At 71.4% G+C, this 23312-nt stretch carries 24 protein-coding genes; 12 read left to right on the forward strand and 12 right to left on the reverse strand.

Annotated elements, in window-relative coordinates; all coding sequences use genetic code 11:
• The first annotated feature begins 16 nt into the window (after positions 1-16).
• Genes FB471_RS12835 through FB471_RS12845 form a run of 3 tightly spaced genes read left to right on the forward strand, consistent with a single transcriptional unit; the run spans position 17 to position 3129 of the window.
• Entirely contained in the window at positions 17-1267 is a 1251-nt protein-coding gene (locus FB471_RS12835) for a C39 family peptidase (RefSeq protein ID WP_141998124.1), read from the forward strand.
• Between the two features lie 48 nt (positions 1268-1315).
• The gene (locus tag FB471_RS12840; protein WP_141998126.1) at positions 1316-2416 is read left to right on the forward strand and encodes an S-(hydroxymethyl)mycothiol dehydrogenase; all 1101 of its coding nucleotides are present in this window, start codon (positions 1316-1318) and stop codon (positions 2414-2416) included.
• A 17-nt stretch (positions 2417-2433) separates the two neighbouring features.
• Entirely contained in the window at positions 2434-3129 is a 696-nt protein-coding gene (locus tag FB471_RS12845; protein WP_342779423.1) for a gamma-glutamylcyclotransferase, read from the forward strand.
• Here FB471_RS12845 and FB471_RS12850 read toward each other — a convergent pair.
• Positions 3116-4768, reverse strand: a complete 1653-nt coding sequence (locus FB471_RS12850) for an FAD-binding oxidoreductase (protein WP_141998128.1) — start codon at positions 4766-4768, stop codon at positions 3116-3118. The genes FB471_RS12845 and FB471_RS12850 overlap by 14 nt on opposite strands.
• Before the next feature lie 16 nt (positions 4769-4784).
• On the opposite strand from FB471_RS12850, the gene FB471_RS12855 reads away from it, so the two are divergent.
• The 4 genes from FB471_RS12855 (at position 4785) to FB471_RS12870 (ending at position 9403) form a co-directional block, all read left to right on the forward strand.
• Positions 4785-5420 carry a TetR/AcrR family transcriptional regulator gene (locus FB471_RS12855; RefSeq protein ID WP_141998130.1) on the forward strand — a complete coding sequence of 212 codons (636 nt, stop codon included), beginning with the start codon at positions 4785-4787 and terminating at the stop codon, positions 5418-5420.
• Complete coding sequence (locus FB471_RS12860) at positions 5417-6967, forward strand: glycerol-3-phosphate dehydrogenase/oxidase (protein WP_141998132.1); 1551 nt, start codon at positions 5417-5419, stop codon at positions 6965-6967. The genes FB471_RS12855 and FB471_RS12860 overlap by 4 nt, the downstream gene beginning before the upstream one ends.
• Before the next feature lie 313 nt (positions 6968-7280).
• Complete coding sequence (locus tag FB471_RS12865; RefSeq protein WP_141998133.1) at positions 7281-8210, forward strand: ABC transporter ATP-binding protein; 930 nt, start codon at positions 7281-7283, stop codon at positions 8208-8210.
• Complete coding sequence (locus FB471_RS12870; RefSeq protein ID WP_141998135.1) at positions 8207-9403, forward strand: ABC transporter permease; 1197 nt, start codon at positions 8207-8209, stop codon at positions 9401-9403. Before FB471_RS12865 ends, FB471_RS12870 begins: the two co-directional genes overlap by 4 nt.
• Before the next feature lie 69 nt (positions 9404-9472).
• Here the strand turns inward: FB471_RS12870 and FB471_RS12875 are convergent, their stop codons facing one another.
• From FB471_RS12875 to FB471_RS12885, 3 genes are all read right to left on the reverse strand, one after another.
• A complete protein-coding gene (locus FB471_RS12875) occupies positions 9473-10795 on the reverse strand; it encodes a citrate synthase (protein WP_141998137.1) in 1323 nt (440 codons plus the stop codon).
• 228 nt (positions 10796-11023) lie between these two features.
• Positions 11024-11965, reverse strand: coding sequence for a carbohydrate kinase family protein (locus FB471_RS12880; RefSeq protein ID WP_141998139.1), 942 nt, complete (start codon positions 11963-11965; stop codon positions 11024-11026).
• Positions 11966-12063: 98 nt separating this feature from the next.
• Positions 12064-12669: a TetR/AcrR family transcriptional regulator gene (locus FB471_RS12885; protein ID WP_141998141.1), complete on the reverse strand. Its 606-nt coding sequence runs from the start codon at positions 12667-12669 to the stop codon at positions 12064-12066.
• A gap of 96 nt (positions 12670-12765) precedes the next feature.
• Between FB471_RS12885 and FB471_RS12890 the strand changes: the two genes are divergently transcribed.
• On the forward strand, positions 12766-13917 hold the full coding sequence (locus FB471_RS12890; protein WP_141998143.1) for an acyl-CoA dehydrogenase family protein: 1152 nt from the start codon (positions 12766-12768) through the stop codon (positions 13915-13917).
• 10 nt (positions 13918-13927) lie between these two features.
• Here FB471_RS12890 and FB471_RS12895 read toward each other — a convergent pair whose 3' ends face one another.
• Genes FB471_RS12895 through FB471_RS12910 form a run of 4 tightly spaced genes read right to left on the reverse strand, consistent with a single transcriptional unit; the run spans position 13928 to position 17138 of the window.
• Positions 13928-15142, reverse strand: a complete 1215-nt coding sequence (locus FB471_RS12895; RefSeq protein ID WP_141998145.1) for an amidohydrolase — start codon at positions 15140-15142, stop codon at positions 13928-13930.
• 19 nt (positions 15143-15161) lie between these two features.
• Positions 15162-16076 (reverse strand): aldose 1-epimerase family protein, encoded by a 915-nt coding sequence (locus FB471_RS12900; RefSeq protein ID WP_141998147.1) that lies wholly within the window; start codon positions 16074-16076, stop codon positions 15162-15164.
• Positions 16077-16085: 9 nt separating this feature from the next.
• Entirely contained in the window at positions 16086-16280 is a 195-nt protein-coding gene (locus FB471_RS12905) for a DUF397 domain-containing protein (protein ID WP_425457057.1), read from the reverse strand.
• 24 nt (positions 16281-16304) lie between these two features.
• Positions 16305-17138 (reverse strand): DUF5753 domain-containing protein, encoded by an 834-nt coding sequence (locus tag FB471_RS12910; RefSeq protein WP_246076380.1) that lies wholly within the window; start codon positions 17136-17138, stop codon positions 16305-16307.
• Positions 17139-17249: 111 nt separating this feature from the next.
• Between FB471_RS12910 and FB471_RS12915 the strand changes: the two genes are divergently transcribed.
• Positions 17250-17825, forward strand: coding sequence for a TetR/AcrR family transcriptional regulator (locus FB471_RS12915; protein WP_141998153.1), 576 nt, complete (start codon positions 17250-17252; stop codon positions 17823-17825).
• Positions 17825-18658: an MBL fold metallo-hydrolase gene (locus FB471_RS12920; protein WP_141998155.1), complete on the forward strand. Its 834-nt coding sequence runs from the start codon at positions 17825-17827 to the stop codon at positions 18656-18658. The genes FB471_RS12915 and FB471_RS12920 overlap by 1 nt, the downstream gene beginning before the upstream one ends.
• Before the next feature lie 22 nt (positions 18659-18680).
• On the opposite strand, the gene FB471_RS12925 is transcribed toward FB471_RS12920, so the two are convergent.
• The 3 genes from FB471_RS12925 to FB471_RS12935 all read right to left on the reverse strand — a co-directional run bounded on the left by FB471_RS12925 (position 18681) and on the right by FB471_RS12935 (position 21010).
• The gene (locus tag FB471_RS12925; RefSeq protein WP_141998157.1) at positions 18681-19964 is read right to left on the reverse strand and encodes an MFS transporter; all 1284 of its coding nucleotides are present in this window, start codon (positions 19962-19964) and stop codon (positions 18681-18683) included.
• A 53-nt stretch (positions 19965-20017) separates the two neighbouring features.
• Entirely contained in the window at positions 20018-20707 is a 690-nt protein-coding gene (gene pdxH, locus FB471_RS12930; RefSeq protein WP_211358023.1) for a pyridoxamine 5'-phosphate oxidase, read from the reverse strand.
• Between the two features lie 111 nt (positions 20708-20818).
• Complete coding sequence (locus FB471_RS12935; RefSeq protein ID WP_246076381.1) at positions 20819-21010, reverse strand: hypothetical protein; 192 nt, start codon at positions 21008-21010, stop codon at positions 20819-20821.
• A 29-nt stretch (positions 21011-21039) separates the two neighbouring features.
• Between FB471_RS12935 and FB471_RS12940 the strand changes: the two genes are divergently transcribed.
• Both FB471_RS12940 and FB471_RS12945 read left to right on the forward strand, forming a co-directional pair.
• Positions 21040-21330 (forward strand): lipase family protein, encoded by a 291-nt coding sequence (locus FB471_RS12940; RefSeq protein ID WP_141998160.1) that lies wholly within the window; start codon positions 21040-21042, stop codon positions 21328-21330.
• Between the two features lie 224 nt (positions 21331-21554).
• Positions 21555-22703, forward strand: coding sequence for a citrate synthase 2 (locus tag FB471_RS12945; RefSeq protein ID WP_425457058.1), 1149 nt, complete (start codon positions 21555-21557; stop codon positions 22701-22703).
• Here the strand turns inward: FB471_RS12945 and FB471_RS12950 are convergent.
• Positions 22637-23296, reverse strand: coding sequence for a TetR/AcrR family transcriptional regulator (locus tag FB471_RS12950; RefSeq protein WP_141998163.1), 660 nt, complete (start codon positions 23294-23296; stop codon positions 22637-22639). The genes FB471_RS12945 and FB471_RS12950 overlap by 67 nt on opposite strands.
• Positions 23297-23312: the final 16 nt, after the last annotated feature.

Genomic DNA, 23312 nt, shown 5'->3' on the forward strand with positions numbered 1-23312 from the left:
CGAGGGTTGGAGCGATATGCGCGGACGTCTCGCCACCGTGATCCTGGCCATTGCCGTGACCGCCACGATGGCGGCGCCGAATGCCGCGGCGGAGCCCGGCGGCGAGGCCATCGACTACCAGGAATGGAACAGCGCGCGGGACTTCGCCCTGGGCACCGCGGAAGGCGTCGTACCGGGCCCGTGGGGGCTGCGGATCAGCAGGCCGGTCGGCACGATCGAGCGCACGGAACCGGACCTGGGCACCACCCGCAGCTACGAGTACGGCCGGTGGACCACGCCGCGGTACCGGCACGGCTTCGACGCCACCGAGTTGGTCGCGTCCTGGAACGCGCGTACCCCGGACTCCACCTGGCTGCAGATCGAGGCACGCGGCCGCACCGCCGCCGGTACGGACACCGCGTGGTACGTGCTCGGCCAGTGGGCACACGGGGACGGCGACATCCAGCGCACCACCGTCGCCGGCCAGCGGGACGAGCACGCCTCGGTCAGCGTGGACACCCTGGTCACCCGGTCCGGCGTGACGCTGCGCTCGTACCAGCTGCGGGTAACCCTGTACCGCGAGGCGGGCAGCTGGGCGTCCCCGCTGGTGCGCGGCGTCGGGGCGATGGCCTCGCACGTTCCGGACCGGTTCGAGGTGCCGACCTCCGAACCGGGCCCGGCCCGCGGGATCGAGCTGCCGGTGCCGCGGCACGCGCAGAACCTGCACAGGGGGAACTACCCGGAGTACGGCGGTGGCGGCCAGAACTGGTGCAGCCCGACCTCCACGCAGATGGTGGTGGAGTACTGGGGGCGCGGGCCGAGCAGGCGAGAGCTGTCCTGGATCCCGCCGGACTACGTGGACCCGACGGTCGCGCACGCCGCCCGGTTCACCTACGACTACTCCTACGAGGGAACCGGGAACTGGCCGTTCAACACCGCCTACGCGGCGCACCACGGGCTGCGCGGGCACGTCACCCGGCTGCACTCGCTTGCCGAGCTCGAGGGCTACATCGCGCGCGGCATCCCGGTGATCACCTCGCAGTCCTTCCTGGAGAGTGAGCTGGACGGCGCGGGCTACGGCACCGCGGGCCACATCATGGTGGTGGTCGGGTTCACCGAGCACGGCGACGTGATCGTGAACGACCCGGCCTCGAACAGCAACGAGGCCGTGCGCAACGTGTACCCGAGGGCGCAGTTCGAGACGATCTGGCAACGCACCAAGCGCTACGACGCCGAAGGGAACGTGGCAGGCGGCCCCGGGGGGATCGCCTACGTGATCAGGCCATAACCCATGCGGTTGTCGCGATAGCCGCATGGTCCGTGGCAAGCTGCGGGCATGGCGTACGAGGTATCGGGCGTCGTCGCCCGCGCGCAGGGTGAGCCGGTCACCGTGGAGAAGGTGCTGGTGCCCGACCCGGGCCCGGGCGAGGCGATCGTGTCGGTGCGGGCCTGCGGGGTCTGCCACACCGACCTGCACTACCGCGAAGGCGGGATCAACGACGAGTTCCCCTTCCTGCTCGGGCACGAGGCCGCGGGCGTCGTGGAGCGGGTGGGTGCCGGGGTCACCGCGATCGAACCCGGCGACTTCGTGATCCTGAACTGGCGGGCCGTCTGCGGGGTCTGCCGGGCATGCAGGCGGGGCAGGCCGTGGTACTGCTTCGACACGCACAACGCCGCGCAGCCGATGACCCTCGCCGACGGCACCGAGCTCAGCCCGGCACTCGGTATCGGGGCCTTCGTCGAGAAGACTCTCGTGCACAGCGGGCAGTGCACCAAGGTCAGTCCCGCGGCGGAGCCCGCCGTGGCCGGGCTGCTCGGCTGCGGGGTGATGGCCGGGATCGGCGCCGCGATCAACACCGGCCAGGTGGGCCGGGGCGACACCGTCGCGGTGATCGGCTGCGGCGGGGTCGGCGACGCGGCCATCGCCGGCGCGCGGCTGGCCGGCGCGGGCACGATCATCGCGGTGGACACCGACGCCAGGAAGCTGGAGTGGGCGCGGAGTTTCGGCGCCACGCACACCATCCACGCGCGGGACCGCGGCGAGGACGAGATCGTCGCGGAGGTCAGGGAGCACACCGCCGGATTCGGCGCCGACGTGGTGATCGACGCGGTCGGCAGGCCGGAGACCTGGCGTCAGGCCTTCTACGCCCGTGACCTCGCCGGCACGGTGGTGCTGGTCGGGGTGCCGACACCGGACATGCGGCTGGCCGACCTGCCGTTCATCGACTTCTTCGCGCGCGGCGGTTCGCTCAAGTCGTCCTGGTACGGCGACTGCCTGCCCTCGCGGGACTTCCCCATGCTGATCGAGGCCTACCTGCAGGGCAGGCTCCCGCTGGAGCGGTTCGTCACCGAGCGGATCCCGCTGAACGGCGTGGAAAAGGCCTTCGAACGGATGCACCGGGGCGAGGTGCTGCGCAGCGTGGTGGTGTTCGACTGAGCGAGCGGCCGAGAACCGTGCGCACCCGCGGTGGTGGCGGCCGCGAACTGAGCTACGCCGACGCCGACTTCCCTGCCGACCCCTATCCGGGTGCGCGGCCGGGCGGATCCTTCGTGCATCTCGACGAGATCGGCCACGCCCTCGGCCACCACACCGGCGGCTGGCACCTCGCCGCGGGGGACGCGCTGGAGGACTGGCTGACCACCCGCGGCGCGCCGGGGCTCGCGCGGCGGCGACCGGTCCTCGCCTACGGGTCCAACGCCTGCCCCGCCAAGATCACCTGGCTGCGTACCGAACTCGGGCTCACCGGACCGGTTGTCGCGCTGCACGCGGAATGCCACGACCTGGCCGCCGTGTGGGCGGCCGGGTTGCGGCAGCGGGACGGGCAGCGGCCCGCCACCCTGGCCGCGTTGCCGCGAGCGGTCGAGCGGCACGCCGTCTGGCTGGCGACCGAGGAGCAGATCCGGGTGCTCGACGTGTGCGAGGGACGGGGTGAGCGCTACCACCTCAGCCGGCTGCACAGTGGCACGGTCACCCTCGAGGACGGCACCGTGCTCGGCGAGCCGCTGGCCTACACCGCGGCCGGGCCGCAGCGGATGCCGTTACTCGCCGGCGGCACCCCGGTACGGACCGCGGAAGTCGGCCAGGCCGAGGCGCGCCTGTTACGGGGCGACCCGGCCACCTCACACGGGTTGACCGTCACTGTTCTCTGAGGAGTGTGCCCGGGTTGAGGATGCCGGTGGGATCCACGGCCCGCTTGGCGGCTGCCAGCACCGAGATCCCGATCTCACCGATCTCCCCCGCCAGGTAGGGCGCGTGGTCCGCGCCGACCGCGTGGTGGTGCGAGATCGTCCCCAGTGGACTTCCCGATCCGGCGATCGCTTGGCAGGCGGCCCGTTTCGCCCGGACCCACTGGCCGACCGGGTCGGCGTCATCCCGCGGAAGGAGAACCGTGAAGTACAGCGAGGCCCCGGTTTCGTAGGCATGCGACACGTGGCACATGACCACCGGTGAGCGGCCCGGCGCGCGCAGCGAGTCCACCAGCGCCGCACGCACCTCGGTACGCAGCCTGCTCAGGGTGGACCAGTGCGTCGCCGTCTCCAGCGTCTCCACGCACAGGCCGAGGTCGAGCAGGGCGTCCCGCTGCCGTGGCCCGGCGAACCGCCCCGCGCGCCAGGCCTCACCCGCCGAGCGGCCCAGCCGCACCGCGCCCGCCGCGCGCAGCATCCGCACGGTCCGCGCGCGGCGGCCGCCGATCTCCCGCCGCGTGCCGCCGTGCCAGCCGAGTACCAGCAGGCAGGGCTCGGCCACCCCCCTGGCGCGCAGGTAGCGGCGCAGCAGCGCGGTCCGCCCTCCGCCCTTCAGGGTCAGCGAGATCTCCGTCTCGTCCGCGTCGGACAACCGGGTGACGTCGGCGAGCGCCCCGGCCTGCGCCAGCTCGCGTACCGCCGCGGTGCCGCGCTCCCAACCGTCCAGCACGAAGCCCTCGAACCGTTCCACGGCGGGCAGCGGTCGCACCCGCACGGTGACCTCGGTGAGCACCCCCAGAGCGCCCTCGCTACCGACCGCCAGCTCCCGCAGGTCCGGCCCGGCCGCCGAGGCGGGCGCGACGCCGAGCCGCCACTCACCGCGCGGGGTGGCCAGGCGCACCCCCTCCACCATGTCCTCGAACCGGCCGTAACCCGCCGAGGCCTGCCCCGCGGAGCGGGTGGCCGCGAACCCGCCGATGGTGGCGCGCTCGAAGGACTGCGGCACGTGCCCGAGGGTCAGCCCGTGCGCCGCCAGCAGCCGCTCGGCCTCCGGGCCACGCACACCGGCCTGGAACACCGCCAGCCGGGACACCGGATCCACCGAGACCAGCCGGTTCAGCCGCCGCAGGTCGAGCACGACCACCGCGTGCTTGCCGCCCCGCGCCGCGGTGACGCCGCCGACCACGGAGGTCCCGCCACCGAACGGCACCACCGCGAGGTCGTGACGGGCACAGGCCTCGAGCACCCGCTGTACCTGTTCCGGATCGCCGGGCAGCAGCACGGCGTCGGGGACCGGCAGCTCTCCCGGCAACCGCCTGCGCAGCAGATCGAGATAGGAGAGCCCGCCGCAGCGGCCGAGCCTGGCCACGCGGTCGGTCAGCACGTGCTCCGCGCCGACCACCTCGGCCAGGTCGGCACTCGCCGCGGGTGGCAGCGCCGACTCGGGCACGGCGAGGTCCGACTCCCGCGCGACGGCTGCGCCGGCCCGCAACGGGCCGATACGCTCGGCCAGCCTGCGCACGGCCTTCGGCGGCAGGTGTACCGCGGCGGCACCGCCCGGGGTCCAGGCATGCCGAACTCGGTGGTCAAGAAGGTCGCTCACGACTACAGTGTGACATATGAACTCAGAACGTCACAGTTCGCTCGCCGAGGCCCGCGGCCGGACCGCGGCCGGCCGGGTCTCCGACGACGTACTGCTCGACGCGGCGCGCGAGTGCGTGCTGGCCGCCGGGGTGCGGCGGACCACGCTGGCCGAGATCGCCCGCACCGCCAAGGTGAGCCGGATGACGCTGTACCGGCGGTTTCCCGATGTACGCAGCATCCTCGCCGCGCTGATGACCAGGGAGTTCACCGGGTTGCTGCGCCGGACGAGCTCGGAGGCCGCCACCGCGGCTTCCGCCCGCGAGCGCCTGGTGCGCAGCTCGGTGCACGGGGTCAGAGCACTGGTGGCCGACCCGCTGATGCGCACGGTGCTGGACCTGGACGCCGAGATGATCATGCCGTACGTGGTGCAGCGACTGGGCGCCACGCAACGACTCGCCGAGGAGGTCATCGACACGTTGATCGCCGTGGGACACGCCGACGGCTCGATCCGCCACGCGGACCGGGCCACCCAGGCCCGCGCCGTCCTGCTCGTGGTCCAGTCCTTCGTGCTGTCCCTGCGCCCGGCCACCGTCGATGTCGATGAGTCGACATTGATGGACGAGCTGGGCCACCTGCTGGACGCGACGCTACGACCGGCCGGGCCGGCATGATCGCGGCCTCGCTGAACGCGCCGCGCCGCGCCGCGGAACTGGACCGGCTCGCCTCCGGCCACCCGGTCGACGTCCTGGTGGTGGGTGGCGGGGTGACCGGCGCGGGCATCGCGCTGGACGCCGCGGCGCGCGGGCTCTCGGTCGCCCTGGTGGAGGCGCACGACCTGGCGTTCGGCACCTCACGCTGGTCGAGCAAGCTGGTACACGGCGGGTTGCGCTACCTCGCCAGGGGTGACCTGGCGCTGGCCCACGAGAGCGCCGTGGAGCGCGGCATCCTGATGACCAGCACCGCGCCGCACCTGACCCGCCCGCTGCCCCAGCTGTTCCCGCTGCACGGCACGGCCTCGGCCGGGCAACGGGCGCTGGTCACGGCCGGCCTGTACGCGGGGGACGCGCTACGCAGGGCCGCGCGCACCCCCTCGGCCGTACTCCCCCGCCCGCGCTCGATCCCCGGCACGGAAGCCATGGCGCTGGCACCGGGGCTGGCCCGTACCGGGCTGCGCGGGGCACTGCTGTCCTTCGACGGCGCACTGACCGACGACGCCCGGCTGGTGCTGGCCTTGGCAAGGACCGCGGCCTCGTTCGGGGCGCACGTGCTGACCAGGCTCTCCGCCGTCGAACTGGCCGGGGACCGGGTGCGCGCGCGGGACGAGCTCACCGGGCGGGAGGTCGTCCTCGGCGCCCGGCAGGTGATCAACGCGACCGGGGTCTGGGCCGGCGAGTTGGAGCCCTCGGTGCGGTTGAGCCCTTCCCGCGGATCCCATCTGGTGCTGTCCGCGGAGGCCACCGGACTGGCGGGCACCGCGGTGCTGGTCGGCGTGCCGGGGGAACGCAACCGGTACGTGTTCCTGCTGCCGCAGCCAGGCGGCAGGGTCTACCTGGGACTCACCGACGAGCCGATGCCCGGCCCCCTCCCCGAGGTGCCCGAGGTGCCCGAATCCGATGTGGACTTCCTACTCGGGGTCGCCTCCACCGTGCTGGCCAGGGAGCTCACCCGCGCGGACGTGCTCGGCTCGTTCGCCGGGCTACGCCCGTTGCTCGCGGCGGAGGGCAGCAGCGCGGACCTGTCCCGCAAACACGCGGTACTCACCGGGGACAGCGGAGTGATCACCATCGTCGGTGGCAAGCTCACCACCTACCGCAGGATGGCGCAGGACGCGGTGGACGCCGCCGTGCGCGCGGCGGCATTGCCCGCCGGACCCGCCCGCACCCGCACGCTGCCACTGGTCGGCGCCGCCCGCAGGCGCGATCTGTCCGTTGTGGAGGCTCCGGCACGGCTGGTGGGCAAGTACGGCACCGAGGCGCCGCGGGTGGCCGCGCTCGGCGAGGTGGACCGCGCGCTGGCCGATCCGCTGTTCCCCGGCTGCGAGATCACCGGCGCCGAGGTGGTCTGGGCGGTGCGGCACGAGGGCGCGCTGGACGCGGAGGACGTGCTGCACCGCCGGACCCGCCTCGGCCTGGTGCCCGCGGAGGCCGAGGCGGCCCGGCCGGTGGTGGACGACCTGGTCGACCGCTGCCTGCACGGCTTGCGTACTCGCACTCCGTAGCCGGGCCGGTTCGACAACGATCGGCCACACCCGCGCGGCCGCGCCGGACCGGACGCCGGTGTCTTGTTCACAAGTCGGGCCATTCAGGTCCGCCGCGTGCGTCATCACTACTGTGACCTGCGACGACCCCCGCCCGTCGCCCACCGCCACCCACGCGGTGGCGCTGCGCGCCGCGGTGACCATGAGCCCGGCGGCCCGCGGTCGCCGGGCCGTTCCGAACAACCCTCCGGGTCGTGGTGCGATGATGGCGCCCAGGCTGGACCTGAGGCGCCGGCAACGTCCATGAGGGGACAACGTAAGCAGGAGGAGATCAGTGCCTGACAGAGCGCTGGAGTTCGACCGGGTGTCGAAACGCTACGGGGATATCGTGGCGCTGGACGCCGTCAGCTTCGAGGTCCGTCCCGGCGAGCTGTACGGCTTCGTCGGCAGCAACGGGGCAGGCAAGACCACCGCGATGCGGATCGCGCTCGGGGTGCTCGCCGCCGATGGCGGTGAGGTCCGGTACGCCGGCAGCCCGGTGACCCACGCCACCCGCACCCGGATCGGCTACATGCCGGAGGAGCGCGGGCTCTACCCGAAGATGAAGGTGCTCGACCAGCTCGTCTACCTTGCCGAGCTGCACGGCCTCGCGCCCAACGAGGCGCACAGGAACGCCGAGTACTGGATCGGCAAGCTCGGCCTCACCGAGCGGCGGCGGGACGAGGTGCTCAAGCTCAGCCTCGGCAACCAGCAACGAGTGCAGCTCGCCGCGGCGCTGGTGCACGACCCGGCGGTGCTGGTGCTGGACGAGCCGTTCTCCGGGCTTGACCCGCTGGCGGTGGACGTGATGAGCCAGGTGCTGCGGGACAAGGCGTCCACCGGCGTCCCGGTGGTCTTCTCCAGCCACCAGCTCGATCTGGTCGAGCGGCTGTGCGACCGGGTCGGCATCATCCGGAGTGGACGGATGGTGGCGAGCGGGTCGGTGACCGAGCTCACCGCCGACGCGGCCACGCAGCTTTCCGTGCGAGCCCCGCGGGCCCAGCCTGGCTGGGCGGCGACGCTGCCCTGGGTACGCGTGGTGTCCGACAGCGGCTCGGAGACCGTGCTGGAGCTGGAGAGCGGCGCGGACGACCAGGCCGTGCTCGCCGCGGCGCTGGCCACCGGGCCGGTGACCGAGTTCAGCAGGCGCAGGCCCACGCTCACCGAACTGTTCCGCAATGTGGTCTCGGACAATGGTGCCGAGCGGGAAGGAGCCGGGGCATGAACGGGTCGCATGTGGTGAGCCCTGCCACCGCCGTACGGCTCATCGCGCGGCGGGAGCTGAACACCCGGCTGCGCACCCGGGGATTCCTGATCGGCACGGCGGTGATCCTGCTGGTGATGGTCGGGTACATGGTGTTGCAGGCCAACGTGTTCAGTGCGCGGGGCACCACCACGATCGGGCTGTCCGGCCAGACCTCGAGCATGGCCGCCCCGCTGCGCGTGCAGGCCGAGCAGCTGGACGAGTCCATCGAGATCAGCACGGTCACCGACCCGCGGACAGGGCGCGCGCAGGTCGAGGACGGCGAGCTGGACGCGCTGGTGTCCGGCAACGCGGCTGACCCGAGGGTGCTGGTCAAGTCCGAACTGGACCCGCAGCTGCGGGTGATGCTGAACGAGATCGCGCAGACCGAGGTACTCGGCGCGAAACTCGCCGAGGCAGGGCAGGACGCCGAGCAGGTGCTCGAGACGGTCGGCTCGACCACGGTCGAGGTCAGTTCGATCGAGGAGCCGGATCCGGAGAGCGGGCAACGGCTGGTGGTCGGGCTGGTGATGATGTTCCTGCTCTACATGAGCATCACCACCTACGGATCGCTGGTGGCGCAAGGAATCGTCGAGGAGAAGTCGAGCAGGGTGGTGGAGATCCTGCTGGCCACGGTGCGACCGTGGCAGCTACTCCTCGGCAAGGTGATCGGACTCGGCCTGGTCGGGCTGGTGCAGTTGGCGATCCTCGGCGGGGTCGGGCTGGTGATGGCCACCAGTACCGGCGTGCTCACCGTCTCCGGGGTGGCCACCACGACCCTGCTGTGGGGTCTGCTGTGGTACCTGCTCGGTTTCTTCCTCTACGCCACGGTGTTCGCGGCGGCGGGCTCCCTGGTGTCCCGGCAGGAGGACATGCAGTCGGTGCTCACCCCGATCACCCTGGTGCTGATCATCGGGTTCATCACCGGGTTCACCGTGGTCGAGGAGCCGGCGAGCACGGCGGCGACCGTGCTGTCCCTGTTGCCGCCGCTGTCGCCGATCCTGATGCCCACCCGGATCGCCGCGGGCTCGGCCGGCCCGATGGAGATCGTCGCCGCGCTGGTGCTGACCCTGGCCGCGATCGCCCTGCTCACCTGGCTCGGCGGCAAGATCTACCAGACCGCCATCCTGCGTACCGGCAGCCGGATGAAGCTCAAGGACGCGCTGAAGGGTTGAGGCCCACCCACCACGGGTTGCCCCGTTCCCCGCGAGGGAACGCGGGGAACGGGGCACTCGTGGCAGCGGTCAGCGGTTGTCGATGGAGACGTAGTCGCGCTGCCTCTCGCCGGTGTAGATCTGCCGCGGGCGGCCGATCTTGGTTGCCGGGTCGTTGATCATCTCGCGCCAGTGCGCGATCCAGCCCGGCAGCCTGCCCAGTGCGAACAGCACGGTGAAGTACTTGGTCGGGAAGCCGAGCGCCCGGTAGATCAGCCCGGTGTAGAAGTCGACGTTCGGGTACAGCTTGCGCTCCACGAAGTAGTCGTCGGAGAGCGCGGTCTCCTCGAGCTTCATCGCGATGTCGAGCAACTGGTCGTTGCCGCCGATCTTGCGCAGGATCTCGTCCGCGGTCTTCTTGATGATCTTCGCGCGCGGGTCGTAGTTCTTGTAGACCCGGTGCCCGAAGCCCATCAGCTTGACACCCTCTTCCTTGTTCTTCACCCGCTCGACGAAGGTGCCGACGTCCCCGCCGTCGGCCTGGATGCCCTCGAGCATCTCCAGCACGGCCGCGTTGGCGCCACCGTGCAGCGGACCGAACAGCGCCTGGATACCCGCCGAGACACTGGCGAACAGGTTCGCCTCGGAGGAACCGACCAGCCGCACCGTCGAGGTGGAACAGTTCTGCTCGTGGTCGGCGTGCAGGATGAACAGCATGTCCAGCGCCTTGGCGATGTCCGGGTCCACCTCGTACGGCTCGGCCGGCAGCCCGAAGGTCATCCGCAGGAAGTTCTCCACCAGGCCGAGCGAGTTGTCCGGGTAGAGGAACGGCTGCCCGATGGACTTCTTGTAGGCGTAGGCGGCCAGGGTCGGCACCTTGGCCAGCAGCCGGATCGTGGACATCTCCACGTTGGGCTCGTCGAACGGGTTGAGCGAGTCCTGGTAGAAGGTGGACAGTGCGGACACCGCGCTGGACAGCACCGGCATCGGGTGCGCGTCCCGGGGGAAGCCGTCGAAGAACCGTTTCAGGTCCTCGTGCAACAGGGTGTGCCGGTTGATCCGGGAGGTGAACTCCTCCAACTGGCTCTTGCTCGGCAGCTCACCGTAGATCAGCAGGTAGGAGACCTCGATGAAGTTCGAGTCCTGCGCGAGCTGCTCGATCGGGTAACCGCGATAACGCAGGATTCCCGCGTCCCCGTCGATATAGGTGATGGCCGAGGACGCGGCGCCGGTGTTCACGAAGCCCGGATCCAGGGTGATGTAGCCGGTGGAAGCCATGAGCTTGCCGAGTTCGATGCCGGGGGCGCCCTCGACGGGGTGCACCACGTTCAACTCGTGCTCATCGCCGCTGGGCAGGCGGAGCGCGACGTTGCCGGTTCCACTCTGCGCCGCGGCTGTCGCGTCGTCGGACATGCGGGTCCCTCTCGCGGTCACACGGGGTCAGCGGTGCCCGCAGGTCACCCGGGCCACCCGATCGGCGGGCGAGGAGAACAACGGCCCCGCCGCACACCGCCCCGTTGGGGTATGAGTTTCCCCTTTACGCTAGTCGACCAGGGGCAATGTTCGCAGCCGTTGCGTTACCCAGAGCTAACCGTTTGCGACAATATTCACACGCTCGCAGCCGATTCGACGCCGAGTGGCCTAACGGTACTCGGCCAACTCGGCAGCGGTGGGTGGCTCAGCGCCGCTGCGGGAGACCGTGATCGCCGCCGCACCGGCCGCGTACTGGAGTGCCGCACGCCACTCCGGCTCACCGAGCGCGCCGGGATCGGTGACGCCCCGCTCGTGCAGCCAGGCCAGTAGCGCTCCCTGCACCGTGTCGCCCGCGCCGATGGTATCGACCAGCCGGGCGGGCGCGGTCGGCACCCGGACCGGCTCGCCCGCCGCGGTGACCACCGACAGCCCCTCGGCACCCCGGGTGAGCACCACCGCGCCGACCCCGGAATCCAACCAGGACTTCGCGGCCGTCAGCGGATCGGTGCCTTCGGCGAGCCAGGCCGCGTCCTCCACCGAGAGCTTGAGCAACCGGACGTCCGGCAGCCAGGAGGCGAAGCGGGCGCGGTAGGCCGCCGGATCGGCGATCAGGTCGGCCCGGATGTTCGGGTCGAGCGCGGTCAGCACGCCCCTGGCCGCCTCGCGGCGCAGCATCGCCTCGTAGGCGCTCGCGCCGGGTTCCAGGACCATGCCGAGCGTGCCGATGGACAGCGCCGAGACCTCCTCGGGCAGGGCGCCCCGGTCGGCGAAGAACCGGTCCGCGGTCGCCTCGGTGTAGAAGGTGTACTGCGCCGAGCCCTGCTCGTCCAGCGCCACCACGGCGAGAGTGGTCGGCTCCTGGCCGCGCTGCACCAGGGAGGTGTCCACGCCGGACGCCCGCAGCCGCCGCAGCAGCGCCTCGCCGAACCTGTCCCGCGAGATCCTGGACACGAACGATGTCGCGGCGCCGAGCCTGCCGGCGGCGAGCGCCACGTTGTACGGCCCCCCGCCGAGCCGGGGCCACAAGGGACGTAACTCCGGTGCGCTGCCGTCCACAGTAGACTCATCCGGGACCAGATCGACCAGCGCCTCGCCACCCACCACAATCACGGCCGTGATGCTATGCCCACCCGTCGCCCAACCGCCACCCCCCAAGGAGGCGCGCCGCGCCACTGCGCCCACCCGTCGCCCAACCGCCAGCACACCCGCTAGGGCCGCACATCTGAGCGCTGAATGCCGCCCAGCAACAAATCGGCCAGTGCGGTGAACGCCTCGGCGTCGGACACCCCGGTCCGGGAGCCGACCACCCCGGTCTGGATGGCCTCCACCAGCAACCCGGCCATCTCCGCGATCAACCCGGCGTGCACGTCCCGGAACACCCCGTCCGCGACGCCGGTGGCGATGAACTCCCTGATCCGCGCGGCGGCCGCCTCGGAGTTGACCTGGTAGGTCCGGCGCGCCGGGGCGAAGTCGGCGACATCGCGCATGAAGGTGTCGGTGGCCCGGCCCAGTTCCTCGGACGCACCGGAGAGGTAGATCTCGATCATCTTGCGCGCGTCGCCGAGGTCGGCCACGCGCCGCTCGATCCGCTCGGTCGCGCCCTTGAAGAAATGGCCGACCACCCGCACGGCGAGTTGCTCCTTGCTCGGGGCCAGCGCGTACAGCGTGGACTTCGAGCAACGCATCCGCGCGGCCAGGTCCTCGAGCGTGAAGTGCACGAACCCCTCGGTGAGGAACAGCTCCTCGAGCTCGGCGAGCAGGGCCCGCTGGCGGGCGGTCGGCTGCATGCGGGCCCGCGGCGACCTGGACGGCATCCATCGAGCCTACGCCGTCGACACCGGGAGACCCGTACAGTACTGTAAAGGGACCCACAGTACTGTTTTCAGTACGATCTTTTCGTGGAGGGGACGATGCCCGCCGACCGACTGCTGCCCGACACCGAGGCCGAGGACCTGCTCGCGCTCGCGCGCGAGTTGGCAACGGAGGAGCTGGCCCCGCTGGCGGCCGAGTACGAGGAGGCGGAGCGCTTCCCGCGGGAGCAGTTCCGGCTGCTCGGCAAGTCGGGGCTGCTGGGGTTGCCGTACTCACAGCGCTGGGGCGGCGGCGAGTTGCCGTACGAGGTCTACCTGCAGGTACTGGAGGAGATCGCGGCCGCGTGGATGTCGGTCGGGGTGGGGCTGTCGGTGCACACGATGTCCTGCTTCGCGCTGGCCCACTACGGCACCGACACGCAGCGCGACCGCTGGCTGCCGGAGATGCTGGAAGGCGGGTTGCTCGGTGCGTACGCGCTGTCCGAGCCGCAGGCCGGTTCCGATGCGGCGGCGCTGAGCACCCGGGCGCGGCGGGACGGCGAGGAGTACGTGGTCAACGGCACCAAGGCCTGGACGACCCACGGCGGCGTGGCCGACTTCTACACCACGATGGTGCGCACCGGCACCCCGGACGACGGCGGCAGGGGGATCAGCTGCCTGCTGGTGGGCGGCGAGACCGCTGGGCTGTCCGCCGCACCTCCCGAACGCAAGATGGGCCTGACCGGCTCCCCCACCACCCAGCTCGCCTTCTCCGACGCGCGGGTGGGCGCCGACCGGCTGATCGGGGCCGAGGGCGAAGGGCTCAAGATCGCACTGGCCTCGCTCAGCTCGGGCAGGCTGGGGATCGCGGCCTGCTCGGTCGGCCTCGCCCAGGCGGCACTGGACGAGGCGGTGAGCTACGCCAGGGGCCGCACCCAGTTCGGCCAGTCGATCGCCGACTTCCAGGGCATCGAGTTCCTGCTCGCCGATATGGCCGCGGCGGTGGACTCCGCCAGGGCCACCTACCTGGACGCGGCCCGCCGTCGCGACCGCGGGCTGCCGTTCCAGCGGCAGGCCTCGGTGGCGAAGCTGATCGCCACCGACGCCGCCATGCGGGTGACCACCGACGCGGTGCAGGTACTCGGGGGCGCGGGCTACACCCGGGACTTCCCGGTGGAGCGGTACATGCGCGAGGCCAAGGTGCCGCAGATCTTCGAGGGCACCAACCAGATCCAGCGCCTGGTCATCGCCCGCGAGCTGAAGAAGTCCTGATCTCCGGCGTTCACGCCTCCTGGTAGGCGCGGGAGGTGACCTCGCCTTCGCCGGTGGACTCGTTGAAGCGGTAGACCTCGCGACCGCCGACGAGGACGCGCATGGCCCGGTTCATGACGTCCAGCGGGTCACCGGACCAGATGGCGATATCGGCGTCCAGGCCGGGTTTCAGCGCGCCGATCCGGTCATCGAGGCCGAGGATCGCCGCCGGGTTGACGGTCAGCGCGCGCAGCGCGGTATCCGCGTCCAGGCCGTCCTTGACCGCCAGCGCCGCCTGGTAGACGAGGAAGTTGATCGGGATGACCGGGTGGTCGGTGGTGATCGCCAGCCGCACCCCTGCGCGGGCGAGGATGCCGGCCGAGCGCAGGCTGCGGTTGCGCACCTCCACCTTCACCCGCGAGGTGAACAGTGGCCCGAGAATCACCGGGACATCCCGTTCGGCGAGCAGGTCGGCGATCAGGTGCCCCTCGGTGCCGTGGTTGACCACCAGCCGGTAACCGAACTCCTCGGCGAGCCGGATGGCGGTGACGATGTCGTCGGCGCGGTGCGTGTGCTGGTCCCAGGCCAGTTCCCCGTCCAGCACCCTGACCAGTGCCTCCAGGGTCAGGTCGGTGTCGAAGGGCTTGCCCTCGGCGCGGGCGTGATCGCGCTGCGCCGCGTAGTTGCGCGCCTTGGTGAACGCCTCCCGGATGATCGCGGCCACCCCGAGCCGGGTGGACGGGGTCTTGTCCTTGTTGCCGTAGATCCGTTTCGGGTTCTCCCCCAGCGCGCTCTTCACGCTCACCGCCTCGGCGAAGACCATGTCCAGCGCGGTGCGCCCCCAGGTCTTGACGCCGACGGTCTGCCCGCCGATCGGGTTGCCCGAGCCGGGCTTGACCACCACGCTGGTGACCCCGCCTGCCAGCGCGTCGTCGAAGCCCACGTCGTTCGGGTCGATGCCGTCGATGGCGCGGAACCGGGCGCCGTTGGGATCGGTCATCTCGTTGGTGTCGTCGCCGGACCAGCCCTCACCGTCCTCGTGCACGCCGAGATGCGCGTGCGCGTCGATGAACCCTGGCAGCACCCAGCAACCGGACGCGTCGATGAGGTTCGCGCCCTCGGGCACGTCCACCTCGGCCCCGGTACCCACGGCGAGGATCCGGCCGTCCTCGATCAGCACCGTGCCGCCTTCGATGGGATGCCCTTCGACCGGCACCACGTACCCGCCAGTGATCGCGCTCTGCATAGTTTGACACGCTAACGAACTAGGCCCGCTCGCGCAGCAGGATCCCCCAACTCCCCTGCCAGGACTCCCCCGCCGCCAGGGTGATCAGGTCGGTACCGGAGTTCAGCGCGTCGGCCGGGCAGGTCATCGGCTCGATCGCCACGGCACGTCCCCGGCCCACGAGGTCGTCCGGCGTGAACACCTGCACCCAGCCGAAGTCCGGGTCGGTCCACACCTCCAGCGCGGTGCCGCCGTGCGTGAGCAGGTGGTGATGGCGGCCGTCCTCGCCGGGGGCCAGACCGCCGAAAGCGGTGTCCAGGTCGAGCTCCGCCAGCGGCCGTCCCGCCCGCAGGTCGTACTCGGTGCCCTCGACGTCCTGCTCCTCGGCGTAGGGCAGCTGCTCCTCCGCCAGGTAGGGACGCACCCTGCTCGCCGGCAGGGTGAGGGTGAGGTCGTCGGTGGGGAGATCACCGATCCGGAGGTAGGGATGGGTGCCCACGCCGAAGCCGACCTCCTGCTCCCCGGTGTTGCGCACCTCGTGGGTCACGGTCAGCTCCCGGGGCGCGAGCGCGTAGGTGATCTGCGCCCGCAGCGGCACCGGCCAGCCGGGTTCGTCCTCGATGTCGATCGCCATGGTGATGGACGATTCGGCGTGCTCCAGCAGCGTCCATTCCCGGTGCCGGGTCAGGCCGTGTATGGCGTTGCCCCGGGCGGGCTCGGTGACCTCGAGCTGCTGCTCCTCGCCCTGGTGGGTCCAGCGCGCGTCCTTGGTGCGGTTGGGCCAGGGCAGCAGCACCTGGCCCGCGCCCTTCGGCGGGCGGTCCGCCGGGTCGAAGGTCTCCAGGTACGGCGTGCCGCCGACCTCGAAGGCGCGCAGGCCCGCGCCGACCTCGGTGACCACCGCGCGGGCACGGCCCATGGTGAGTTCGAACTGTTCCCCGGTCGGATTCGCCATGCCGGGAATCTACCGAGCGGCCACCGCGCGCAAGGCACCCCAGGCCGCTTCGGAGAGGAGCAGGGCGCCGCCCGAGGGCAGCTTGGAGTCCCGTACCGCGACCACCTCGGCGGCGAAGGCGACCTCGACACAGGCCGCGTTCCCACCGCCGTTGCTGTAGCTGCTCCTGCGCCACTCGGCGAACGAGAGGTCTACAGTGGACACCAGGATCGCCTCGCTCCGGCTCGACTACAGCTGCGCGGCCACCTCCGCGATGAACGTCGCCGACTCCGGCGGCGGCAGCGCCTCGGAACGTAGCCGGTCAAAGGCCAGCCTAGCAGCCCGCAGTTGCCTCGGTTTCTCCGTTTGCACCGAGCCGGTGACGCTCTCCTGGTAGAGCAGGTCCGGGTCCTCGTCCTCGGCGAAGCGCAGAATGATGAAGGTGCCGTCCATACCCGGATGCGGCAGCGGCCCGAACGGGATCACCTGGAGCGAGACGGTGGGCAACTCGGCCCGCTCCAGCAGGTACCGCAGTTGCTCGCGCATCACCTCGACACCGCCGATCGGGCGGCGCAGCACGGCCTCGTCCAGCACCGCGGTCAGCCGCAGCGGGGCCTGGGCGTCGGTGAGCCGGTCCTGCCGCCGCTTGCGGACGATGATGTTGTTCGCCACCTCGGCCTCGGTCCACCGCGCGTTGTTCGCCTCGAACACGGTCCGCATGTAACTCTCGGTCTGTAACAGCCCCGGTAGATGGGAGAGCTGGAACTCGCACACCTCGACGGCCTCGGTCTCCATCCCGATGTAGCCCTGGTCGTGCACGTCGTAGATCTTCCACCAGCCCCGGCGCCGCCCGGCGCGGGCCAGCTCCAGCAGCTCCTCCTCGTAGGAGTCGTAGAGGTCCATCGCGGAGCGGACGAAGTGCACATCGGCACCACCACCGGTCTCGATCCGGTGCAGGGTGGCGCGGGAGACGTCCAGCTTCGGCGCGGCCTCCTCCACGCTCATCCGCCGCCGCTCGCGCAACCGCTTGAGCCGGGCGCCGAGCCGCCGCCTGCTGAGCACCGGGCTGGTGCGAGTCCACACTGCTGTTACCTCCTGTGCACGATCGATTACCGGATCCTGCCAGCAGAGAGCGACAAACTGAGACTCGCAGGCCATTGTTACTAGACCGGTCGTCATAATAAGGTCGGGTACATGCCTCGCCGTACCGACACCCGGCAGCGGATGCTGGACACCGCCGCCGCCCTTTTCCGCACCAAGGGCTACCACGCCACCGGGCTGAACCAGCTGGTCAGCGCGGGCGGAGCACCGAAGGGGTCGGTGTACTTCCACTTCCCCGGCGGCAAGGAGCAACTGGCCACCGAGGCACTGGACGCCGCGGCCCGGCACCTGTGCGAGCGGCTGCGGGAGATCTTCACCGGCACCGCGAGCACCGCCGAGGCAATCGACACCGTGGTGGAGACCCTCGGCGCCGAACTACTGGCCTCCGACTTCCAGCGCGGCTGTCCACTCGCGACGGTCGCGCTGGAGGCCACGGACAGCGAGCCGATCCGGCAATCCTGCGCCGCGGGCTACCTCTCCTGGCAGGAGGTCGTCACCGACCACCTCGCCGGGCAGGGAATCGACCGCGAGCGGGCGAGCTCGCTCGCCGGTGTCGCCATCGCGGGTATCGAGGGCGGGCTACTGCTCGCCAGGACCCAACGCGACCTGGAACCACTGCGCACGGTGGGTCGCCACCTGCGCGCCACCCTGGACAAGGAGTTCTCCTGATGCGCGTTCACCATCTCAACTGCGGCACCCTGCGCCCACTCGGCGGGCGGCTGGTCGACGGCCAGGGCGGCTTCCTGCACCAGGCCGAGATGGTCTGCCACTGCCTGCTGATCGAGACCGGGTCCGGGCTGGTACTGGTGGACACCGGGCTCGGCGAACAGGGGATGCGGCGCCCCCGCGAGTGGTTCGGTGCCCAGTTCAGCACCCTGATCAACCCGCAGGCCGACCTGGAGCAGACCCCGGCCGCGCAGATCCGCGCCCTCGGGCTCGACCCGGCCGAGGTGCGGCATGTCGTGCTCACCCACCTCGACCTGGACCACGCAGGCGGGCTGGCCGACTTCCCGGAGGCCACCGTGCACGTGTACGCCGAGGAACTGCGGGCGGCGACCGCGCCGGCGACCCAGCTCGCCCGTACCCGGTACCGCGATATCCAGTTCCGGCACGAACCGCGCTGGGCCAGCTACGCCGAACCGGGCGAGAACTGGTTCGGATTCCAGGCGGTCCGGCAACTGGACGGCCTGCCGCCGGAGATCCTGCTTGTCCCGCTTGCCGGGCACACCGCGGGCCATGCCGGGGTGGCGGTGGACACCGGCGCCGGCTGGCTGCTGCACGCAGGGGACGCCTACTTCTACCACGGGCAAATGGATCCGATCCGTCCACATTGTACTCCCGCGCTGAGCGTGTTCCAGGTGCTGATGCAGACCGACGGCGCCAAGCGCAGGGAGAACCTGGCGCGGTTGCAGGAACTCGCGGCCACGCACACCGACGAGGTGACTATGTTCTCCGCGCACAGCGCCGTGGAGCTGCGCCAGTCCCGGCGCACCGCGGCCTGAGGGCGCCTGCCGCGCAACGCGTTCACCCGGCGGCCTGCGAGCGATAGCGCCAGAACGCGGGCAGCAGCGCCACGGCGCCGAGCGCGCACAGCACGACCAGCACACCACCGCCGGTGGTCGCCGCGGTGGTGCCCACGGCGGCGCCCGCCCAGCCGTGCACCCCATCGGCGAGCCGCGGACCGCCGGCGACCACCACGGTGTTCACCCCCTGCAGCCGGCCGCGCATCTCGTCGGTGGCGGCGGCCTGCAGGATCGCGTTGCGGAAGACCATGCTGACGAAGTCGGCCACCCCGCCGAGGGCGAGGAAGACCACCGCGAGCCAGAGCGAGTCGGCGAGGCCGAACCCGATCATCGTGATGCCCCAGGCACACACCGCGACGGTGACCCCGACGCCGTGCCGGGCGATCCGGGTCAGCCACCCGGAGGCGAGCCCGCAGGCCAGCGCGCCGATCGCCATGGCCGCGTACAGCCAGCCCAGCGCGAGCCCGCCGCCCGGCGGGTCACCGAAGGTCCGCTCGGCCATCTCCGGGAACAGCGCTCTCGGCATGCCGACCACCATCGCGATGATGTCCAGCAGGAAGGAGGCCAGCAGGATCTTCTTCGCGGCCAGGTAACGGAAGCCGTCGACGACATCGCGCAGCCCGGCGCGGCGGGTCGCGCCGTTCAGCGGCGGCAGCGCGGGCAGCCGGGCGACCACCGGCAGCATCAGCAGCAGCGCGGCACCGTCGATCAGGAACAGCGCGGGCAGCCCGAGCACGGGCAGCAGCGCCCCGGCCGCCATCGGGCCGAACACGAAGCCGAACACCATCGTGGTGGCGTTCAACGCGACCGCCGAGGACAGCAGGTCGGCGGGCACCAGGCGGGCGACCATGGCGCTGCGGGCCGGCATGTTCACCGCGACGAACGCCTGCAGCGTGGCCATCAGCACGAACACCAGCCACACCGACCCGGCCTCGAGGAAGGCCTGCGCCCACAGCAGGAGCACGCTCACCGCGATACCGATGTTGGTGACCAGCAGCAGCTTGCGGCGGTCCACGGTGTCGGCGATGGCGCCGCCCCACAAGCCGAAGATCAGCAACGGGACCAGGGCGACCACGCTGGCCAGCCCGACGTAGCCGGAGGATCCAGTGAGGTCGAAGACCTGCTTGGGCACCGCGACCGAGGTCAGCTGGCTGCCGACCGCGGTGACCGCGGTGGAGGTCCACAGCCTGCGGAAGGCCGGGATGCGCAGCGGGCGGGTGTCGACCACGATCGAACCGAGTCCCCGGCGAGCCCCGCGCCGCTCGGCCTCCCCCGGATCAGTCACGGCGGCGGAGCTTAGCCCCGCTAACTACCTCACCGCACCCGCTTTTCCGTGGCTCAGGGGGCGATACGCTCCAGGGCCCAGCCGTCCTCGGTGCGGACGTAGCGCAGGCGGTCGTGCATGCGGTCCTGCCGCCCCTGCCAGAACTCGACCAGGTCGGGACGGATCCGCCAGCCGCCCCAGTGCGGCGGGAAGGGCACCTGCTCGACGTCGGCGAACCGGCGCTGGACGCTGTGCAGCGCGTTGTCCAGCTCGCGCCTGCCCCCGACCACCCGCGACTGCGGGGACGCCCAGGCGCCGAGCTGCGAGCCGCGCGGCCGGGAGGCCCAGTAGGCGGCGGTCTCCGAGACGTCCACCTTCTCCACCTCGCCGCGCACGGTCACCTGGCGGTGCAGCGCGTACCAGGGGAAGGTCACCGAGGCATACCGGGTGACGGTCAGGTCGTGGCTCTTGGCCGAGGTGTAGTTGGTGTAGAAGACCACCCCGCGCGGGTCCAGCCCCTTGCACAGGACCGTGCGCGAGGAGGGCCGCCCCTCGGCGTCGGCGGTGGCGAGCACCATCGCGTTCGGCTCCGCGACGCCCGCGGACACCGCCTGGTCCAGCCAGTGCTGTAGCTGCTCGGTCCAGGTCCCGGCCAGTGCGGCCTCCTCCAGCGGCTCGCTCTCGTAGGAGACCCGCATACCGGGCAGGCACAAGGCCAGGTCACCGCGGTCGCCCATCGTGTCCACGTCGTCGAACTCCGGCATGCTCGCCTACCTCCACACCCGCCCACGGCGTTTCCTGGCCCCTCTATCCGCGAAGGTAGGCCCTGCTCGCAGGCGGGGGAAACCTCCTGAACGGTGATAACCACCACCCGGTTACCCGGGCCCCCGCGTGATCGCGGCCAGCATCACCCCTTTGATCTCGGCGGCGATCTCGGCGACCGGCCACGGCGGGGTACGCGCCTGCCACTCCCGCAGCAGCCCGGTAACCGCACCGACCAGCGCGATCGCGGCCAGCCGGTAGTCCCGTGCCGGGGCCAGCCCCTGCTCGGCCACGTGCCGCGGCACCGTTCACCCGGCTGAACGATCTGGTCACCATGCGGGACCCGCTCGAAGATCCGCGCTGGCGGGCCAGGCTGGCCGAGAACCGGGCGGGCGCGCGGGCGCCGAGTACGCCGGTGCTGCTGTACCACGCGGCCTTCGACGAGCTGATCCCGTACACCACCGGCCGGAAACTGCGGGACCGCTACTGCGGGCTCGGTGCCACCGTGCAGTGGAAGACCATTCCGCTGGCCGAGCACATTGTCGGGGTCGCCGTGGGCGGGCCGATCGCGATGGAATGGCTCGGCGCGCGGTTCGCCGGCAAACCCGCAGGTAACTCCTGCTAGCGGGGCTCCGGGCCGGGATATTTTCGGCCCCGGCCGCAAGTGGGCTGAATCGTTCTCGTAATCGTGACCGAAAGCACCACTTGTTCCTGTTGCTCCCGTCCGGCTGGAGGAGCACTGTTTGGTGACACCGTGCGAAGAGGCGCGCCGCCTGCGTCGCCCTCGCACGTGCCACCACCACCTGCCGGGGAACGCGCAGTGAAAGGCCTCCTCCAGTGACTACCTCAGTGCCTGTCTCGAACAGTCAGACCACGACACCCGCAGGGCAGCCGGACGACGGCTTCCGTCCTGGCCTGGAAGGTGTCGTCGCGGCCCGCACCGAGATCGCCGAGCCCGACCGGGACGGTGGTGCCCTGCGTTACCGGGGCGTCGATATCGAGGACCTCGCGGGCAAGGTGTCCTTCGGCGACGTCTGGGCGCTGCTCGTCGACGGACGCTTCGGGCGCGGCCTTCCGCCCGCGGAGGCCTTCCCGATCCCGGTGCACACTGGCGACGTGCGAGTGGACGTGCAGGCCGCGCTGGCCATGCTCGCGCCGATCTGGGGCTACCAGCCGCTGCTGGACATTCCCGACGAGACCGCGCGCGACCAGCTCGCCCGCGCCTCGGTGATGGCGCTGTCCTACGTGGCCCAGTCCGCCCGTGGGGTCGGCCACCCCGCGGTGCCGCAGTCCAGGGTGGACGAGGCGACCTCGATCACCGAGCGGTTCCTGGTGCGCTGGCGCGGCGACCCGGACCCGGCGCACGTCAAGGCGCTGGACGCGTACTGGGTATCGGCGGCCGAGCACGGCCTGAACGCCTCCACCTTCACCGCGCGGGTGATCGCCTCCACCGGTGCCGATGTCGCGGCCTGCCTTTCCGGTGCGATCGGCGCGATGTCCGGGCCGCTGCACGGCGGTGCCCCGGCCAGGGTGCTGCCGATGATCGCCGAGGTGGAGCAGACCGGGGACGCCCGCACCGTGGTCAAGGGCATTCTGGACCGCAAGGAGCGGCTGATGGGCTTCGGGCACCGGGTGTACCGGGCCGAGGACCCCAGGGCGAGGGCGCTGCGGCGCACCTGCCGCGAGCTCGGCGCCGAGCGTTACGAGGTGGCGGCCGCGCTGGAGCAGGCGGCGCTGGCCGAGCTGCGCGAACGCCGCCCGGACCGGGCGATCGAGACCAATGTCGAGTTCTGGGCCGCGGTGATCCTGGACTTCGCGCAGGTGCCGCCGCACATGATGCCCGCGATGTTCACCTCGGCCCGCACCGCGGGCTGGGCCGCGCACATCCTGGAGCAGAAGCAGACCGGCAGGCTGGTCCGCCCCTCGGCGACCTACGTCGGCCCCGGCCCGCGCCGGCCGGAGGAGATCGAGGGCTGGGACAGCGTCTCGCTGCTGTAGGCGAGCCATTCCGCCAGCGCGGGATCGTGGGCCGCGGTGGCGGAGACCATAGCCACGAGCTGGTCGACCAGCCAGCCTGCCAGTTCGGCCCTGGCCGGGGTGCCCTCCTGTAACCAGGTGAGCAACGCACCCTCCACCACCGCCGTCCAGCAGCGCAGGGTGACCAGCAGCAGCGGGGACGGTTCGGTGATCCCGGTGTACCGCAGGATCAGCTCCACCGCCCGGTTGCGCACCCGGTCCACCACGGCGTCGGTCTCCGAGGTGGCCACCACCGACCCGCTGCGCAGCAGCGCGATGTACCCGGCACGGTACTCGTCCGCCACCGCGATCAGCCCGCGGACCGAGGAACGCAGCCGCTCCAGCGGTGGCGCGTCCTCCTGGTGCCGGGCCAGCCGGTCGATCAGGCCGTCGGTCACCGACCGCAGTGCGGCCAGGTGCAGCTCACGGATGTTGGCGAAGTAGCGATAGAACAGCGGCCGGGAGACCTCGGCCACGGCCACGATGTCGTCCACCGAAACCCGTTCCGGCGGCTGGGTGCTGAACAGCTCCAGCGCGGCGGTGATCAGCTGCTCCCGCCGGGCCGAAGGTGACATCCGGCGGGGAGTGCGG

The sequence above is a fragment of the Amycolatopsis cihanbeyliensis genome, assembly GCF_006715045.1.
Lineage (GTDB): Bacteria > Actinomycetota > Actinomycetes > Mycobacteriales > Pseudonocardiaceae > Amycolatopsis > Amycolatopsis cihanbeyliensis.